Origin of the sequence: Exiguobacterium sp. SH5S13, from assembly GCF_004337085.1 — a bacterium.
Taxonomy (GTDB): Bacteria; Bacillota; Bacilli; order Exiguobacteriales; family Exiguobacteriaceae; genus Exiguobacterium; species Exiguobacterium aurantiacum_A.
In genome coordinates, this window is the sequence record NZ_SJUS01000004.1 from 1 (window position 1) to 16,593 (window position 16,593).

Annotated in this window: 18 protein-coding genes; 15 read left to right on the forward strand and 3 right to left on the reverse strand. The window is 51.2% G+C overall.

Going from position 1 to position 16,593, the window contains the following annotated elements; all coding sequences use genetic code 11:
- Window positions 1-689, forward strand: a 689-nt coding sequence (locus EVJ30_RS03525) for a transposase (RefSeq protein WP_145963176.1), incomplete at its 5' end; no start/stop codon positions are given.
- A 117-nt stretch (window positions 690-806) separates the two neighbouring features.
- On the opposite strand, the gene EVJ30_RS03530 is transcribed toward EVJ30_RS03525, so the two are convergent.
- Window positions 807-1,658, reverse strand: a complete 852-nt coding sequence (locus EVJ30_RS03530; protein WP_083273962.1) for a DUF3800 domain-containing protein — start codon at window positions 1,656-1,658, stop codon at window positions 807-809.
- Window positions 1,659-2,009: 351 nt separating this feature from the next.
- Between EVJ30_RS03530 and recU the strand changes: the two genes are divergently transcribed.
- The 8 genes from recU (at window position 2,010) to EVJ30_RS03570 (ending at window position 10,737) form a co-directional block, all read left to right on the forward strand.
- On the forward strand, window positions 2,010-2,606 hold the full coding sequence (recU, locus tag EVJ30_RS03535) for a Holliday junction resolvase RecU (RefSeq protein ID WP_083273961.1): 597 nt from the start codon (window positions 2,010-2,012) through the stop codon (window positions 2,604-2,606).
- Between the two features lie 20 nt (window positions 2,607-2,626).
- A complete protein-coding gene (locus tag EVJ30_RS03540; protein ID WP_131456093.1) occupies window positions 2,627-5,227 on the forward strand; it encodes a transglycosylase domain-containing protein in 2,601 nt (866 codons plus the stop codon).
- A gap of 89 nt (window positions 5,228-5,316) precedes the next feature.
- Entirely contained in the window at window positions 5,317-5,877 is a 561-nt protein-coding gene (locus tag EVJ30_RS03545) for a hypothetical protein (RefSeq protein ID WP_233589592.1), read from the forward strand.
- Between the two features lie 18 nt (window positions 5,878-5,895).
- The gene (locus tag EVJ30_RS03550; protein ID WP_070327406.1) at window positions 5,896-8,145 is read left to right on the forward strand and encodes a DEAD/DEAH box helicase; all 2,250 of its coding nucleotides are present in this window, start codon (window positions 5,896-5,898) and stop codon (window positions 8,143-8,145) included.
- Complete coding sequence (locus EVJ30_RS03555) at window positions 8,142-9,299, forward strand: ribonuclease H-like domain-containing protein (protein WP_131468022.1); 1,158 nt, start codon at window positions 8,142-8,144, stop codon at window positions 9,297-9,299. Before EVJ30_RS03550 ends, EVJ30_RS03555 begins: the two co-directional genes overlap by 4 nt.
- The gene (locus tag EVJ30_RS03560) at window positions 9,296-9,841 is read left to right on the forward strand and encodes an SLOG family protein (RefSeq protein WP_131468024.1); all 546 of its coding nucleotides are present in this window, start codon (window positions 9,296-9,298) and stop codon (window positions 9,839-9,841) included. The genes EVJ30_RS03555 and EVJ30_RS03560 overlap by 4 nt, the downstream gene beginning before the upstream one ends.
- A 5-nt stretch (window positions 9,842-9,846) precedes the next feature.
- The gene (gene gpsB / locus EVJ30_RS03565; protein WP_051121542.1) at window positions 9,847-10,143 is read left to right on the forward strand and encodes a cell division regulator GpsB; all 297 of its coding nucleotides are present in this window, start codon (window positions 9,847-9,849) and stop codon (window positions 10,141-10,143) included.
- Window positions 10,144-10,161: 18 nt separating this feature from the next.
- Window positions 10,162-10,737, forward strand: coding sequence for a nuclease-related domain-containing protein (locus EVJ30_RS03570; RefSeq protein WP_070327404.1), 576 nt, complete (start codon window positions 10,162-10,164; stop codon window positions 10,735-10,737).
- Between the two features lie 31 nt (window positions 10,738-10,768).
- Here the strand turns inward: EVJ30_RS03570 and EVJ30_RS03575 are convergent, their stop codons facing one another.
- On the reverse strand, window positions 10,769-11,056 hold the full coding sequence (locus tag EVJ30_RS03575; protein WP_236634006.1) for a hypothetical protein: 288 nt from the start codon (window positions 11,054-11,056) through the stop codon (window positions 10,769-10,771).
- 94 nt (window positions 11,057-11,150) lie between these two features.
- Between EVJ30_RS03575 and EVJ30_RS03580 the strand changes: the two genes are divergently transcribed.
- Window positions 11,151-11,402: a hypothetical protein gene (locus EVJ30_RS03580; RefSeq protein ID WP_236633386.1), complete on the forward strand. Its 252-nt coding sequence runs from the start codon at window positions 11,151-11,153 to the stop codon at window positions 11,400-11,402.
- A 34-nt stretch (window positions 11,403-11,436) separates the two neighbouring features.
- On the opposite strand, the gene EVJ30_RS03585 is transcribed toward EVJ30_RS03580, so the two are convergent.
- Window positions 11,437-12,975, reverse strand: a complete 1,539-nt coding sequence (locus EVJ30_RS03585) for an FAD-dependent monooxygenase (RefSeq protein WP_131468026.1) — start codon at window positions 12,973-12,975, stop codon at window positions 11,437-11,439.
- A 95-nt stretch (window positions 12,976-13,070) separates the two neighbouring features.
- Between EVJ30_RS03585 and EVJ30_RS03590 the strand changes: the two genes are divergently transcribed.
- The 5 genes from EVJ30_RS03590 to EVJ30_RS03610 all read left to right on the forward strand — a co-directional run bounded on the left by EVJ30_RS03590 (window position 13,071) and on the right by EVJ30_RS03610 (window position 16,535).
- Window positions 13,071-13,697, forward strand: a complete 627-nt coding sequence (locus EVJ30_RS03590) for an NUDIX hydrolase (RefSeq protein ID WP_131468028.1) — start codon at window positions 13,071-13,073, stop codon at window positions 13,695-13,697.
- A gap of 65 nt (window positions 13,698-13,762) precedes the next feature.
- On the forward strand, window positions 13,763-13,939 hold the full coding sequence (locus EVJ30_RS03595) for a DUF2187 family protein (RefSeq protein ID WP_016509936.1): 177 nt from the start codon (window positions 13,763-13,765) through the stop codon (window positions 13,937-13,939).
- A 17-nt stretch (window positions 13,940-13,956) separates the two neighbouring features.
- Window positions 13,957-15,141 (forward strand): DUF2157 domain-containing protein, encoded by a 1,185-nt coding sequence (locus EVJ30_RS03600; RefSeq protein ID WP_131458594.1) that lies wholly within the window; start codon window positions 13,957-13,959, stop codon window positions 15,139-15,141.
- Window positions 15,138-15,602, forward strand: a complete 465-nt coding sequence (locus EVJ30_RS03605; protein ID WP_131458595.1) for a GDYXXLXY domain-containing protein — start codon at window positions 15,138-15,140, stop codon at window positions 15,600-15,602. Before EVJ30_RS03600 ends, EVJ30_RS03605 begins: the two co-directional genes overlap by 4 nt.
- Window positions 15,603-15,827: 225 nt before the next feature.
- Window positions 15,828-16,535 carry a 3D domain-containing protein gene (locus EVJ30_RS03610; RefSeq protein ID WP_131458596.1) on the forward strand — a complete coding sequence of 236 codons (708 nt, stop codon included), beginning with the start codon at window positions 15,828-15,830 and terminating at the stop codon, window positions 16,533-16,535.
- Window positions 16,536-16,593 lie beyond the last annotated feature (58 nt).

A 16,593-nucleotide genomic window follows, 5' to 3' on the forward strand; every position in this document is an offset into this window, starting at 1 on the left:
ACAAGCATCACCTCGCGATGACGGAAGAAGGCATCATCACGGCCGTCGTCGTCACGTCAGGCGAGGCGGCGGACGGGAAGCAGTTGACTCGCCTCATCGAGAAGAGCCACGCCGCCGGCGCCGAGTTCGACCACATCGTGGGCGATGCGGCCTATTCGGGCCGAGACAACCTGATCTATGCCGCCTCACAAGGATGTAAGCTCGTCGCCCCATTGAACCCCCGTGTCTATTCCCCTGCAGAGAACCGCGGCGAGGGGTTCACTTACAATAAAGATGCGGAACGCTACGTCTGCCCCGCCGGGCACATGGCCATCCGTAAGGCCCGGACAGGCACGAAGAACATCGGTAAGAATCAAAAAGAGACGCATTATTTTGATATTGAGCTGTGTAAACGATGCCCATTGCGTGAAGGTTGTTACAAGGATGGCGCCAATTCGAAAACGTACAGTGTGTCATTGAAATCGAGGGAACATAGCGAACAGCTCGAATACGAGCAGACCGATGAGTTCAAGGACCATCACCGGAAGCGCTTCGCGATTGAGCCGAAGAACAGCCAACTGAAGAACCCGCAAGGTCTGGCGCGAAACAAAACGTCAGACCTGAAAGGCATGACGTTACAGAGCGTGATGGCGATCATCGCGGTAAACCTGAAGCGGATCATCACCCTCTCAAAAGAAAAAACAGGATAAGGGCAAGGAAAAAGAGCGATTGTCCCGACTTGAGTCGGTCCAATCGCCCTTTTTTCTGTTCACGCTCGGATAGAGCGGAGGTTTTTCAGTGCCCTCTAGATGGCTACGAGGCGATTTTTAATGGTTCCAGGGATGGTCGCTCCATTCGCGACGTTTTTTCGTGATCGGGACTTTTTTGAAGCCCCAGTTGCGGAAATCTTGGTCTGGACTGTCTTTACGAATGTAAATCTTGTCCTTGATGGCTTTGAAGATTCGGTTTTCATCCCCATAATGGACGAACCGTGGTTTCACTTCGATCACGCCGCGGCGCACGCGCGAGAGCGGCAGGCAGACGAGGTCAGCGATTTCAAGACCAGATTGATAAATCGTGCTTTGTTTCTCTGAGAAGATGAACCCTTTGATTTTTTGTCGGCTCTTCTCGACGTCGAGATGGACCGTCCCGGAATTGAAGATATCGAAAAATGCTTTTTGAATGAGCAGGTTCTGATAATCGTCGCGCGACTCGAGGACGACACGGGCGCTGACAGCTTCCGTCTCTTCCAAAAACGCATAAAACGATTTCATCAAATGGGCGAAAGCGACGACATAAGGGTCTTTCGGTGTCGAGTAGAAATCGTGAAGCTTCTGTTTATCGACCTCGACACTGACGATCGTGCAATTGATATCGCGCAAGAAGTCTGGGAGTTTGTTCCAAAAATCACGGAGCATATCGATTGTGATCCCATCGTCTTTTCCATATGGATGCTCGGCCTTTAAAATTTCTTTTAAATGCAGTGGGATATTTTCCGTTTTGAAGACATCTCGTTTGAACGCTTGTAAGCGTCGCTTCAATTCGCACGGCATTCCGGCCTCATCGGCGTCAATCGCATACTTGTATTCCATCAATACCCCGGTCAAGTTGAACTGGGTGTTGCCTTTTGGTGTACCTGTCTCGTCGACGAACATGACATATTTCTTTTGTGTCTCCATCTTACTCCTCCAACAGGGCTTAGGGATGTAGATTCTAAGCCGCCTAGTTTATTTCCAGTCCTCGCGAAACGCTCTCGATCGCTTACTTTTTTAAAGTCTCGTCAATCAGCGTTTAGCCTGTTCACATTTCGGTTAATAAATAGAGGACCTATTGTAGAAAAGTATTCAATGACACCGTAACAAGGTCGTGTCAATTTGAATACACAATGCACTACACACTAGTTTAACATACGGGAGTTTGGTACGATATGGATTGCGGAAAATCCACGGAGGAGTCGAGCGACATAACTCGACAATCAGACTTCAGACGGAAGGAACGAGTGGATCAACCTGTTAAACTAGTAATTAGGGGTGACGACATTGTTCCATTATCCAAACGGGAAGAAACCGAGAGCGGCCGAGATGCCGGCAAAGTCCAGTCCGCCAACGTATGCGAATCGAGGCATGAATTTAGAGACGCTTCTGAACGATACGAACGAGTTTTATCGACTCCACGGAAAAGCGGTCATCCATAAAAAACCGACTCCACTTCAAATCGTCAAAGTCGATTACCCGAAACGGAGCGCGGCCAAAGTGACCGAGGCGTATTTTAAGCAAGCCTCGACGACCGACTACAACGGGGTCTATCGCGGGAAATACATTGATTTTGAAGCGAAAGAGACGAACAATAAAACGTCGTTCCCGCTCGGAAACTTTCATGACCATCAAATCAATCACATGCGCGAGTGTGAGCGTCACGGAGGGATTTGTTTTGTCATCATCCGGTTTAGCCGCTATAATACGCAATATGTGTTATCAACGGAGCAATTATTACACTGGTGGGAGCAGCGAGAGACGGGACGTAAGTCGATCCCGCTCGCATATATTGAACAAGAGGCAATCGAAGTTCCAACACGAGCCCTTCCAGCCATCGATTATTTGACGGCGATTGAAGCGTGGCTCGATTGAATAGAAGGAGTGAAGCGTGAATGGAACGAAGTCGGATGGCGCGTCGACAAGATACGACGAAAAAGCCAAAGCAACAAACGAAAAAACTAAAACAACAAACAAAGAAACCGATGTGGAGACGCATCCTACTTATTATAGGATTGTTGTTGATCGTCGGAGTGGTCGTCGGAGGAGCTTATACAGCCTACGCGATTGCGACCGCACCGCCGCTCGATGAGGAGAAATTAGTCGATACGTATCCGATTCAGCTACTGTCGGCTGAAGGTGAACCGCTTGAAGAAAGCGGCCAGATCCGTGAGTACGTGTCCATCGACGATATTTCAGAAGTGATGCAGCAAGCGGTCATCTCGATCGAGGACCGTCGCTTCTATGAGCATAACGGAATCGACGTGCGCCGCATCGGCGGTGCCGTGCTCGCGAACGTGACCGACGGTTTCGGGTCTGAAGGTGGCTCGACGATCACGCAACAACTTGTCAAACAGTCGTTCTTGTCGACCGACAAGAAATTAAAACGTAAATTGCAAGAGCAGTGGCTCGCCGTGAAACTCGAGCGCGAGTACACGAAAGAACAGATTCTTGAGATGTACTTGAACAAGAACTACTACGGTTCAGGGGCGTGGGGTGTGCAAGCGGCCTCGAAGACGTACTTCAACAAGCCGGTGTCAGAAGTGAACTATCAAGAAGCGGCTATCTTAGCGGGACTCCCGCAACGACCGAGCGCTTATGATCCGATCGCTGGCGACCAAGAACTCACGCGTTACCGTCAAGAGCAAGTGCTGTCGGCAATGAAGCGGGACGGTCATATCACAGAACAACAGTATAACGAGGCGCTCGACGTCGAGATTGCCGACGTCATCTCGCCGGGTGCGCAGACAGAAGAAGAGTCTTACACCCGTTCGATTTACGCTCGTGTGCAAGCGGAGCTCGAAGAAGACTACGGCTTAGAGCAGTCTGATATTTACGGGACGGGTTTGAAAGTATATACGTCGATCAATAAAGAGCTGCACGCGAAATTCAATAAAGATATTAAGACAGATAACGTGAACATTCCAAACGGTGAGTTCCCGAAAGATCTCCGCATGGGAGCGACCGTGTTGAACACGAAGACGGGTGAAATCGTCGCTGTCATCGACAGCCAACAGGCGGAACAAGGCGACAAGAACTACCGCGACTATTCGCGGGAGAAACGCCAAATCGGGTCGACGGCGAAGCCGTTCTTCGATTACGGTCCAGGGATCGAGAAAGCCCAATGGTCGACTGGAAAAATCTTGATGGATGCGCCGTTTGATGAAGGCGAATTCAATCCGAAGAACTATTACACGGGGTATCGCGGCGCCAACACGATGCGTTACTACTTGACGATTTCCGGGAACACGCCGGCCGTCCGCGCTTTCCAGGAAGTACAGGACGAGTTCGGTCCAGAGGCGATCGAGTCGTTCGTCGAGAACGTCGGCATCGAGCCGGCCCGCTCGGGTGACGAGTTGTTGCTTTCGAACACTCTCGGTACAGCCGAGGCGAGCACGACGCAAATGGCGGCCGCTTATGCGGCGCTCGGTGCGAACGGGATGTACACGAAGCCGCACTTGATTCAAAAGATTGAGTTCAACGACGGATCGACGATCAACTCGCCGATCAAAGCGAAGCAGGCGATGGAAGACTATACCGCGTATATGTTGACCGATATGCTCCGTGACGTGGTCAACACACCAACTGGTACGTATGCGCCTGATCCCTTCCAATACGACGTCGCCGGGAAGACCGGGACGACGAACGATAAAGATAAAAATCCAAACGATAAGTGGTTCACGGGTTATACGACCGACTACTCGATCTCGGTTTGGACCGGGAAAGCACCCGGAGCTGATAAGGATGCGCTTGCTGAGGACCACGCCCAGTACTACTTCGACTATATGATGCAAGAAGTGACGAAGGCGACGGGAAGTCCGGATCGCTTCCAGCAACCAGATTCGGTGCTATCGCTCGGCAATGAACTATACGTCAAAGGGACGAAACCAAAAGACTTAGAACCAAAAAATCTTCCGGCACCGACCGGCGCGTCGATCAATTATGACATTCCGTCCGACAGCGGGACGTTGACGTGGTCATATAATCGTCAAGCGGTCGAAGCGGACGGTTATCAAGGTCTCTCGTTCACCGTGACGGAGAAACGTCCGGACGGCAGTGAACGTGTCGTCGGAACGACGGAAGACACGAGCATCGCTATTTCGGGTCTCCGGAACGGGACGACGACGTTCACCATCGTCGCGACCGCTTCGAACCAACTCGTAGGGGAGCAACAGTCGAGTCCGGCCCAAACGCAATACACGGTCGAACGCAGTCAAGAACCGGCTGAAGAAGAGGAAGAACCGGCAACGGAAGAGACGCCTCCAGAAGAAGAGCCGGCTGAAGAAACGCCACCGAATGAGACTGACAACAATAACGGGAATGGTAACAACGGAAACGGAAATGGGAACAATGAAGGCGGTGAAGGAGAGACGACGGAAGAGCCGGCGACGGAAGAGACCCCTCCGGAAGAAGAATCTTCGACCGAGCTCGAATCACAGTCCAACTCAGACACGTCTGAATCAAACCAAGACCGTGAAAATGACAATCGCGAATAAATTGACTTACTTCAAACAGGGCGACATCAACGCCCTGTTTTTCTGTGTGGTTTGTTATAATGAAAAGAAAGCGAATAGGATGGTGACATATGGTTCAACTCTCTCTTAAGCGAAAGATGAAAGTGTTGTTTGTAATCGATCGACTGCAAGACGATGATCTTGGCCTACCCCTTCACGGCGTCAACGGATTGAAGATGGGACGCATTCTGTTAGAAGAATCGATCCCGTTCGGACGATTGATCGATGATTCGGCCGTGGCAGAGGCGATCGGCCATCCTTATTTGAAACGGATCGGCGTCGAGACGATGTTTCTCGGCGATGAATCTTTTTATCCAGAACTTCTTCGCGGCAAGCGCCAAGCGCTGACGACGCACGAGGATTATCATAAAGCGGTGCAACGTTACACGAAACATTTGCAAGCAGTCCATTCGAAATGCACGAAGTTACATACCATCGTCTTGTTCGGCCGTTCGACGCACCTGTTATACAACGATGCGATGGAGCGGCTTGAAGAAGAAAATGAGCATGTCGCCGAGGCGTTCAAAGCGATGGAGGTGCTACACTTGCCTGCGGTTCATCGTCTGTTGCGTGACGAACGAATCAGTCAAGTGAAGACGATCGTGGAACGACTTGCACCTTCAAAATCATGAAATAAGTTGGTGAGCACTATGCGGAAAAAACGTTCCGTCGAAGAGATGATTAAGACATTAAAGACCGACCCGAGTTTTTCCGCCAATGTCACACACTGGCATACGGTCGAGGCACAACCTGCAAGATACGCGGCCATCCCGTCGAGCGTCCCAGACGATCTTGTCCGGGTGTTAAACAGTCGCGGCATCGAGCAATTGTACACGCATCAGGCCGAAGCGGTCGAACAGACGTCACGTGGGAACTCGACTGTCATCGTGACGCCGACAGCTTCTGGTAAAACGCTCTGCTATAACTTGCCCGTGCTGTCTAGAATGATTGAGAAACCGACGGCACGAGCCCTCTATCTGTATCCGACGAAAGCGCTCGCGCAAGACCAGAATAGCGATTTGATGGAGATGGTCGAGGCGCTCGAAGGCGACCTCCGATGCTTCACGTATGATGGGGACACGTCGCCGGCAGCGCGGACGAAAGTACGGGACGCCGGGAACATCGTCATCACGAACCCGGATATGCTTCACTCAGGGATTTTGCCGCATCACACGAAATGGATCCGATTGTTTGAAAACCTCGAATATATCGTTGTCGATGAACTGCATACGTATCGCGGCGTATTCGGGAGCCATGTCGCCAACGTCTTTCGGCGGCTCAAACGAATCTGTGCTTACTATGGAAGTTATCCGAAATGGATCATGACGTCCGCGACAATCGCGAACCCGGTCGAGCTGGCCGAGCTGTTGACCGAGGAAGAAGTGACGCTCGTCAACAATAATGGAGCTCCGCAAGGGAGAAAACACCTTATTTTCTATAACCCTCCGGTCGTCAATGAAGCGCTCGGGATTCGTCGGAGTGCCACGCTCGAAACGAAGCGGATCGCATCAAAACTTGTCGAGGCCGATATTCAAACGATCGTCTTCGCTCGGTCACGGGTCCGTGTCGAGGTGCTATTGACGTATTTGCAAGAATTGACGAGACGTGAACTTGGACCGAAGTCGATCGTCGGTTATCGGGGCGGTTATCTTCCGTCAGAGCGGCGTGAGATTGAACGCAGGCTCCGGAACGGTGAAATCAAAGCCGTCGTTTCGACGAACGCGCTCGAACTCGGTGTTGACATCGGTCAACTCGAGGCGTGCGTATTGAACGGATATCCCGGCACCGTCGCCTCGCTCTGGCAGCAAGCAGGAAGAGCCGGCCGTCGCCAGTCGGAATCACTCGTCATCTTCGTCGCCTCGTCGTCATCACTCGACCAACTCGTCGTCGAGCAACCAGACCTGATTTTAGAGCGATCTCCTGAGGCGGCCCGTCTTGACCCGAACAACTTGATCATTTTAGTCGATCATATGAAGTGCGCCGCCTTCGAACTCCCGTTCCAAAAAGGGGAACGCTTCGGTACGGTCGAGACCGAGGATATCCTTGATTTCTTGACGGACGCGCAAATCTTGCATGAGCGCGCCAATAAATACTATTGGATGACGGACGCCTTCCCGGCCCACGATATCTCGCTGCGGACGAGCGATCAAGAGAACGTCGTCATCGTCGACCAGACGGCGAAACATCAAGTCATCGGCGAGATGGACACGTTCAGCGCGATGACGCTGCTTCACGACGAGGCGATCTATTTGCACGGGGCCGAGCAATATCAAGTCGAGAAACTCGATTTTGAAGAAAAGAAAGCGTACGTGCGGCGCGTCGATGTCGATTACTACACAGACGCGAACTTGGCCGTGGAGTTAAAGGTGCTAGAAGAAAATAAGACGAGCGGTGCCAAGACGTTCGGTGAAGTGTCGGTCATCGCGATGGCGACGCTGTTCAAGAAGATCAAGTTCGGGACGCATGAGAATATCGGATCTGGTCCGATCCACTTGCCGGAACGGGAGCTGCATACGACGTCGACTTGGTTCACGCTCGATGACCGGTTCGCTTACTCGGAAGCCGATATGGAAGATCAGCTCGAGGCCGTCAGCGACTTGTTGCGCCGGCTCGCCCCGCTCTACTTGATGTGCGACACGCTCGACTTGTTCACGACGATTCAAATGAAAGCGACCCATACGAATAAACCGACCGTCTACTTGTACGACCGCTATCCGGGCGGTATCGGCTTGAGTGAAGCGCTCTTCCGAGACGCCGCTGAAATTTTAGACGCAGCAATCCGCACGGTCGAGGATTGTCCGTGTGTGAGCGGATGCCCACGTTGCGTCGGGATGATCGGCTACGGTGACTTTAAAGACCAAGTTGTCAATCAGTTGACCGCATTGAAAGGAACGATATGAAAGCGAAGCTATCACGACTCATCAAAACAAATGAACCGAAACAAGCGACGGTCACACCAGATGACGCGGAGCAAGCCAAGTGGATTGCGCGAGGTGGCGAGATCCTGACGTTTGAAAGCGAGTGGTGCGTGCGCTTGAAAGAGATTTACCCGCTTGAAGCGACGTATCACGACTTTACGTTCGACGCGGCGAAACGGGCCCTCGGGACGGCAGACCATCCGTTCTTCACGGTCGACGTGCCGTATGACCAAGTGTTGTTCATGGATACGGAGACGACCGGGCTCCGTGGTGCCGGGACGTCCATCTTTTTGATTGGGTTCGCCCGCTTCAAGCCAGACCATCTCGAGATGATTCAGTACGTATTGCCGCACCCGGCGTTTGAGACCGCGTTCTACTATCACTTTCTCAATGACATCGGCGACGAGGTCCGGTTCGTGACGTACAATGGAAAATCGTTCGATTGGCCGCAAATCAAGACGCGTCATACGTTCGTCCGGACGAAAGTGAAGGCGTTGCCCGCCATCGGTCATGTCGATCTGTTGCATGCGTCAAGGCGTCTGTTGAAGCCGACACTCGAGTCGGTCTCGTTAAAAGCGGTCGAGGCCCATTTTGGACATGCTCGAACGGACGATCTGCCAGGTTTTCTCGCCCCGATGCATTACTTTCAATACGTCAAAGAGCGGGACCCTGATATTTTACAACCGGTCATCGAGCACCATCACGCCGATTGCTTGAGCCTCGTGTCGCTTTATAAGCGGCTCTGTCACCTCGTCGAAGCAGACGAGCCGACATTTGGAGAAGAGCGGGCCCATTGGTTGAACGATCTAGGGAGTACGGACGAGGCACTCAAACAGTATGAACGGATCGAGCAACCGACAAAACGGGCGAAAATGCGTCAAGCGCTGCTGTTAAAGCGGACCGGCCGCATCGTCGAAGCGCTTCCTCTTTTCAAAGAAGTCGGGACGACCGAGGCTTTGGTCGAGCTAGCCAAGTATGCAGAACATCAGCAAAAAGATGTCGTGTCAGCCATTCGATATACCGAGCAGGCGATTGCGATCGTGGAACAGCAAAAGACGGTCTTGAAACAGACCGTCCAAAAACAGCAACACGCGCTCAACCATCGTCTAGCTCGGTTAGAAAGGAAGAGGTTATGAAAGTTGTTGCGATTACCGGGTATCGGCCCCATGAGCTTGGGATCTTCAAAGCTGACCATCCCGGCATCGAGATCATCCAAGAAGCGTACCGCCGAAAGATCACAGAAGCAATCGAACTCGGGGCCGAATGGTTCATCTTCAGTGGAACGAACGGTTGTGAATTGTGGGCAGGACAAGTATTGTTAGAGTTAAGAGAAACACACCCGATTAAAATCGCGGTGTTTCCGCCATTTTTAGAGATGGAAGAACGGTATAAGCCGTATGAACAAGAGTTATTCAGCCAGTTGCGGCTCGAAGCCGATTTTTTTGAACCGCTCACGCAACGTCCTTATGAAGACCCGAGTCAGCTGCGCGCAAAAACGGGGTTCTTTTTAGACAAGGCAGCAGGATTAATTACGTTGTATGACGAAGAGACGGGAGGAAGCCCCCGTTTCCTCGTTGAAGGGGCTAAACGAAAACACCAGATGGAACTATTCATGATCACACAAGACGACCTGCGTGTGATCGAGGAAGAAAAACAGTGGGAACAACAGTGGGAGTGAAGACTATGCAAACCGAATTAACAGCCGAAGCAATCTATAAACAAGAATTCAAGACGGCCCTCCGCGGCTACTCGCAAGAAGAAGTCGACCAATTTTTAGACGTCGTCATCCGGGACTATGAGAAGATGGCGAAAGAGATCGAACGTTTGCGACAAGAAAACGAATCGTTGCGCCGCGGTTCAAGCGAACCGACCGAGCCGGTGAAACCAGCCCAACCTGTCGCCTCGAACTACGATATGTTGCGTCGGATTTCAAACTTAGAAAAGGCCGTCTTCGGAAAACAAGTCGGACCTAGCGAATAACGAGAGGAGGTGGAATAGATGTTACAAGTGTTGACGGCCGTCAAGAAAGAGCCGGTGAAACGACAGACGAAAGGATTGTTCCGAACGAAAGAAGAGGTCATCTTGCCGCCGAAATCGTATACGGATGAGATCGTAGAAATCATTCGGCACACGTGTCGCTTCGATTGGATGATGATTGAACGGGTCGAAATCGGTGACAACGTGCTCGACTACGTGCTCGTCGGACCGAAAGGCGTCTTTTTAGTCCAAATCAATCGGACGACGACGGCCGTCCATGTGACGAACCGAGAGTGTCGGTTAGAAACCTCACTCGGGTGGAAAAACATCTATCCGCATCCAGTCGAAGGACTCGAGCAGATGACGAAACAAGTTCGGAGCCTATTAAAAAAAGAATGCGGCAAGGCCGTACCGGTCACGTCATTTTTAATTTTTCCAGAAGCGTCACGTCTTAAAGTCGAACGTGTTAAAGCGAACTGCGAAGACTCGTTCGAAGCGATCGACAAAGTCATCGCCAAGACGAAACTCGAGCTCCTATCAGAGGCGACAATCAAGCAAATCGCTTATTATTGTTCAGAGCGCCAGTTACATAAGTAAAATAAGTAAAAAAGGTGCCGCGGCACCTTTTTTACTTTAGTAGCTCTTTTGCTTTTTTTTCATCATTTCGGTGCACGAACAAAGCGACCCGGTCATCAAGGTTTTTGGCGAGCGGTTTAAACAAGCGCCCGGTCGGCAAGCCTTGTTCGATTCGGCACGTGACGCCTTTTTCCGTCAAGTAGGTGTAATCCTCGAGTAACTCCTCACCTTGCTTCCCGAACGCCTCACCAAAGCGGACCCATTGCAAGTTACGAATCGTCCGGATTGTCACGAGGATGACGAACAGCGCGCCAAGCGCGATAATCAATATAGTTTCCAACACATTCAACCCCTTCTTTACACAATTTTAAAGGGGGAAACGGTTGAAAGCAACAGCGGCGGACCGTATACTCGAAAAGAAGAGAGGGATGACTGTGAAAACGACGATACAATCACGGCGTGAAGCCGTAAAATTACTGCAAAGTGAGCACGTGCTCTACATTCGAATCCATAACGGACAGACGGGCATGATCAAATCGACGGTCGATGGCATCATCGTTGCGATTCCGAACGAACAGACGGACAAAGTCGATTTTCGGAAATTAGAGGACGTGGAAGCGTTCGAGGCGTTTTATGACTTGACCCTATCGAAACCGGGGACACTTTATTACAATGCACCATCCTGACAAAAGCTCCACTCTCACGAGTGGAGCTTTTGACTTAAGACGGTAACCAGACCGACAGTTTGTCACGTAGCGGTTCAGGTCGCATATGACGCTGTTTATGCAGCAGGTATCCGTCCGGTCGAATGACGAGGACGCCCCGACGCATGAACAAGGATTTCGCTAGTTCGTTGCCTTGGTCAAAGAAAGGACGGCTTGTTTTAGACAACGTGATGATTTGGAAGAATGATTGATGAGCGTTCAAGTACTCATATAACTCACTTGGGTCACGTTTGCCGTCATCGAGGACGAGCACTTGGAAGCGGCCATCGGCGACTTCAGAGATCTTTTGACGAAGGCCATCATCGGATCGGATCATCTCGATCTCGGGAAAGATCTTTCCTTCGGCGACCCGGATGAACGGTACACGTGAGTGTCCAGGGTAAGACAAGTGGAGCTGGGCGATCCGTTCGGTGATCTTTTCATTAATCAAATTGACGCGGGTGAACACGTCCGCTCCGACTGCTTGAAACGGCAATAAGATCGGGAGCGTCGTTTGGAGCACTTCGGTCGCGACGTTCGTCGTCTGCAAGACGTTTCTGGCGACGTGTTCACGCTCGTCCCGGTACGTGTCGACGACACTGAACGGCGCCCCTGCTTTCAGATGAAGCCAAAGCTTCCAGCCGAGGTTGAACGAGTCGGCGATGCCCGTATTCATCCCTTGGCCGCCGACGGGCGAATTGATATGCGCCGCGTCGCCCATTAAGATGACACGGTTATGGATGAACGAGTCGACCATGCGATTGTGCACCCTAAACAGCGAAAACCATTCGACCTCGTCGATCTCTACCGGCATGTGGCTCCGTTGTTCGACCAATTCGTGCAACTCGGCCTCGCTGAATGATTCGTCGCTCGCGAGGTTACCGGTAATCCGGATCGTGTCATCCGTCAGCGGGAACACTTCTAACACGCCACGGTCCGAGAAAAAGATGTGTACTTCTTCACGGGAGATGTTCCATTTCGCCTTCATATCGGCCAATACCCAAGACTCTTTGAACGACTTCCCGCTGAACGGGAGCGCGAGCATACGGCGAATCGAACTGTTGGCGCCATCGGCCGCAACGATATACTTGGCTTCGATCGTACGGTTCGAGTCGGATTCGAGATGGGCGAGCACACGTGTCGGATAGTGGGTCAACGAGACGAGTGACTCGCCGCGTTGAACGTAGTGCCCGTGGTCGTTCAACGCCTGTTCTAAGATGGCCTCGGTCTCGTTTTGTCGCAATAGCGTGACGAACGGGTAAGGCGTGACGAGACGTGAGAACTCGAGTTTGGCCGTCCACTGCCCAGAAAAGTATAAGTTTCCTTTTTCGATTGTTCTGGCGCGACTGAGTACTTCTTTGGCGACATCAAGGCGTGAAAACACTTCGATCGTTCGTGGCTGAATCCCGATGGCCCGTGAGTTGTTCGAAGGCGTCGTTTTTCGATCGATGATTTCAAAAGAGATTCCATATCTGGCTAATGTCAAAGCGAGTGTGAGTCCTGTCGGCCCCGCCCCGACGATCAATATATCAACTTGTTGAACCAATTCCACCATCTCCTATCATTAATAATGATATTTCCGACATTTGCCACGTTTAAACGAGGAGACGCTGGTGGAACTGTAAAACAGAGAGAGCGAGGTTGAAAATCATGAAACAATCATGGGTTACTGAAGCGAAATTACGAGAAAGTTTCTCGATGGAAGAGAATTATGAACAGACCGCCGCCGTCTTGATCCCGTTGACGCGAATCGATGACGTCTGGCACGTCGTCTTTGAAGTCCGGGCCCATACGATGCGCCGCCAACCTGGAGAGATCTCGTTCCCGGGAGGTCGGCTCGAGCGAGGGGAGACACCTGTCGAGGCCGCGGTCCGAGAGACGAGTGAAGAACTCGAGGTACCGCTCGAGACGATCGAGGTCATCGGTCGCTTACAGCCGCTCGCCACGCCGCACCGTCAACTCATCTATCCGTTCGTCGGGATGATTCCGACAGTTTCGGACGTACGTCAAACGGATGAAGTCGATCATCTGTTCACCGTTCCTGTCGAAACGTTACTGTTAATTGATCCGTTTCACGGCGAGATGGAATGGACGATGAATCCGGATCAAAATATTCCGTTTGACCGAATGGCGAACGCTAAAGCGTATGAAAAACGGGTAATTAAAATGAGAGAACCTTTTTACGAACATGAAGACTACATTATTTGGGGATTGACTGGAAAAATTTTGTCACAATTCATCAAATGTACAAAAGAAAACGTATTCAAACCTATATAATTTAGTTATAATGATAAAAACAAATTTAAGATTGGAAGTGAATGGGTGTGTCTTTAGAATTCGCTGTGGGTGATATCGTCAAGTCAACTCGTGAAGGATGGGTCGCAGAAGTGACTGCCGTATTAACGAATACGGTCATCGGGGACGTTTCCATCATGGAGGAATATCAACAGCTCGGCCTCGAGTTTGAGAAACAAGTTTTGTTGAAAAAAGAATTGGAATTGATCGAACGCGCCAGCTGACCTTTTAACCGAAAGGGATGATTCAGGTGTCCATTGACAAAAAAGTTCGTGAATGGAAAGAGGCGGGTTTGCTAGATGAAACGACCGGTCAACGGTTGATTGATTTTGAATATAAGAAATTGGCGGTTAGTGACAAACGTGAGCACAAACCGCCAATTCTTGTCATTATCGGATCAATCCTGCTCGCCCTTAGTCTATTCAGTTTTGTCGCCGCCAACTGGCAAGCGATCCCAGACCTCGTCAAAGTATCCATATTCCTTGTCTTCATGCTCGGGATGTACGTAGCAGCGGAGCGGCTTCAAGTGAAAGCCCCTCGGTATGTGACGTTGTTCCGCGTCCTCGGCGTCGTTTTCTTCGTCGCCACGATGATTGTCATCTTCACAACGTATAATCTTTCCTCGCAACTACCGCTTCTGTTTTGGCTATTCTTTGCTGTCGCCGTCCTGCACAAACTGATCTATAAGCACCCGATCTTCACGTTCATCGCAGCGCTAGCCGCTTTTTTAGCGGTCACGAACAGCTTTCAAGGAATCGGGATCACACTCATCCTGTTCGGCCTGCTCGTGACGTGGGTTTGGTTCCATTACGGTGATAACGAGCTTGACCGGATTTTCGCCTGGTTCAGCTTTTACGGACTGTTGCTCACGATCGGTCAGTATATCGATTACGAGGGACGGTTTTGGCCGCTTTGGGCACTCGCAGCACTGCATATCCTGTTCCTCGTCTACCGGGAGCGGGCTCAGTGGCAGTATCTCTTCTTGTTCGTCGCTGCCATCTTGTCCATCGGTTACTTGGTCAATGCGACCGAGGGTTGGTTGTCTCAACGTCAGCCGTCCGTCATCGAGGCCACGCTGCTTTCCGTCGTCCTCGTGGCTGTGTACTTGACACATCGTCGCCCCGATTTGCTGTGGGTGAGCCTACTCGCGGTCATCCCGTTCTCGCTATTCGAAGATTCAGGTATCTTACTCGCGATCTTGCTTGAAGTGGTGGCGCTCGCTTACTTGATCATGCAAGACCATGAGCGGAAACCGATCGTTTTGGCGTTCATCTATTTCTTACTTGTCCAAATGACGATTTATTTCATTTATGTTTGGGATCGGCTCGACATCTCGCTCTTCTTCTTGATCGGGGCGTTGATCGTATTCGCGTTGTCGCTCGCGTTGTGGTGGCGTAGCCGTACGAGAGGGGATGCTCGGACATGAAACGAATCACTCCTTGGCTTGTACCGATCGTACAAGTATTGATTGCCATCGGTTTTATCTTGCTCGTTTATGCGGTCTCTTGGTTCGGCCAGTCGTATACGTTCAAAGCGACGTCGTACGAGCCGTATGACCCATTTTTTGGGGATTACGTCTATCTCGAGTTTGATTCGTTGCAAGGGCGACAAGATGTCGATTCCGGGACGGTCTACGTCTCATTCAAAACGGATGACGCTGGTTTTGCCACAATCGACCGGGTCAGCTCCCGACCGTTCTTTGGTGGGACGCGGGCTGAATATTACGATCGCCAAGTCTTCATCACCGACATGAGTTCATACCGTGTCGCCGAGGACGAGAAAGCTGTGATCGAAGGTGCGAAAACGTTCGAAGTTGAAGTCGATGTGGCGCCTTGGGGGATGGTCCGGGCCCATGATTTACGCCCGATTACAGCTGAAACAGAATGACAAACAGATTACAGATTTGTTACGAGGACGTTTGTAACCGATCTGTAATTTTTTTGTTAGGTCGCTTGTATAGCAACGTTTTCGGCAATTGTTACAATCTGTAACTAAACGTTCGTTCATATGTCAGCAATATTTCACTTCGTCAAAACCACTTCTCGGGTTCGAGACGGCATGGTAAATTTACTCCTGTTCGTTAGAAGACGAGAAAGGGCTGACCTAATCACTATGAAATATTTAAAATATATGATGACGCTTCTGTTTGTCGTCGCCGGTACGTTCGTAGTTGCTACGACTGCCGACGCCGCTCAAATTGGAATCGGAACAGAACAGAAAATCGTACAAAACCCGCTGGAGTTGGAACGGATTGCGATCGAGCTTGAGCGCCAACAAAAAATCGAGCGCGAAAAGCGACTCGCGGAAGAGAAGCGACTCGCGGAAGAGAAACGAGTGGCAGAAGAAAAAGCCAAGCAGCAGGCAGAGCGGGAAGCGAAACGGTTGGCGGAAGCAAAGCGGGTCGCGGCTGAGAAAGCGCGACTTGCAGAAGCAGCGAAGCGCCAGGCAGAAGCGAAAGCAGAGCAAGCCACGACAAACGCTGTGGCGAAACCTGTCTCGACAAACAGCGGGCGCGTCATTCAAGCTGAGTCGACAGCTTATACGAATGATGCGGCAGACAACGGCTCATACGGGGGCCGGGTGTTGACGGCGACGGGACACGACGTGACGGATTCGATTTTTTATAACGGCATGCGCATCATCGCCGTCGATCCGGTCGTCATCCCGCTCGGTACGGTCGTACAGATCGAAGGGATCGGTCAAGCGATCGCTCTCGATACGGGGGGACGCATTAAAGGCAACATCGTCGATTTACTCGTCGATACGAAGAGCGAGGCAATCAATTGGGGTCGTCGCCACGTTACCATCACACTTCCATAACGAAAAGGTTCTCCCGCGGGAGAACCTTTTATTGTTTAACAATCGCTGGAAACGGGCA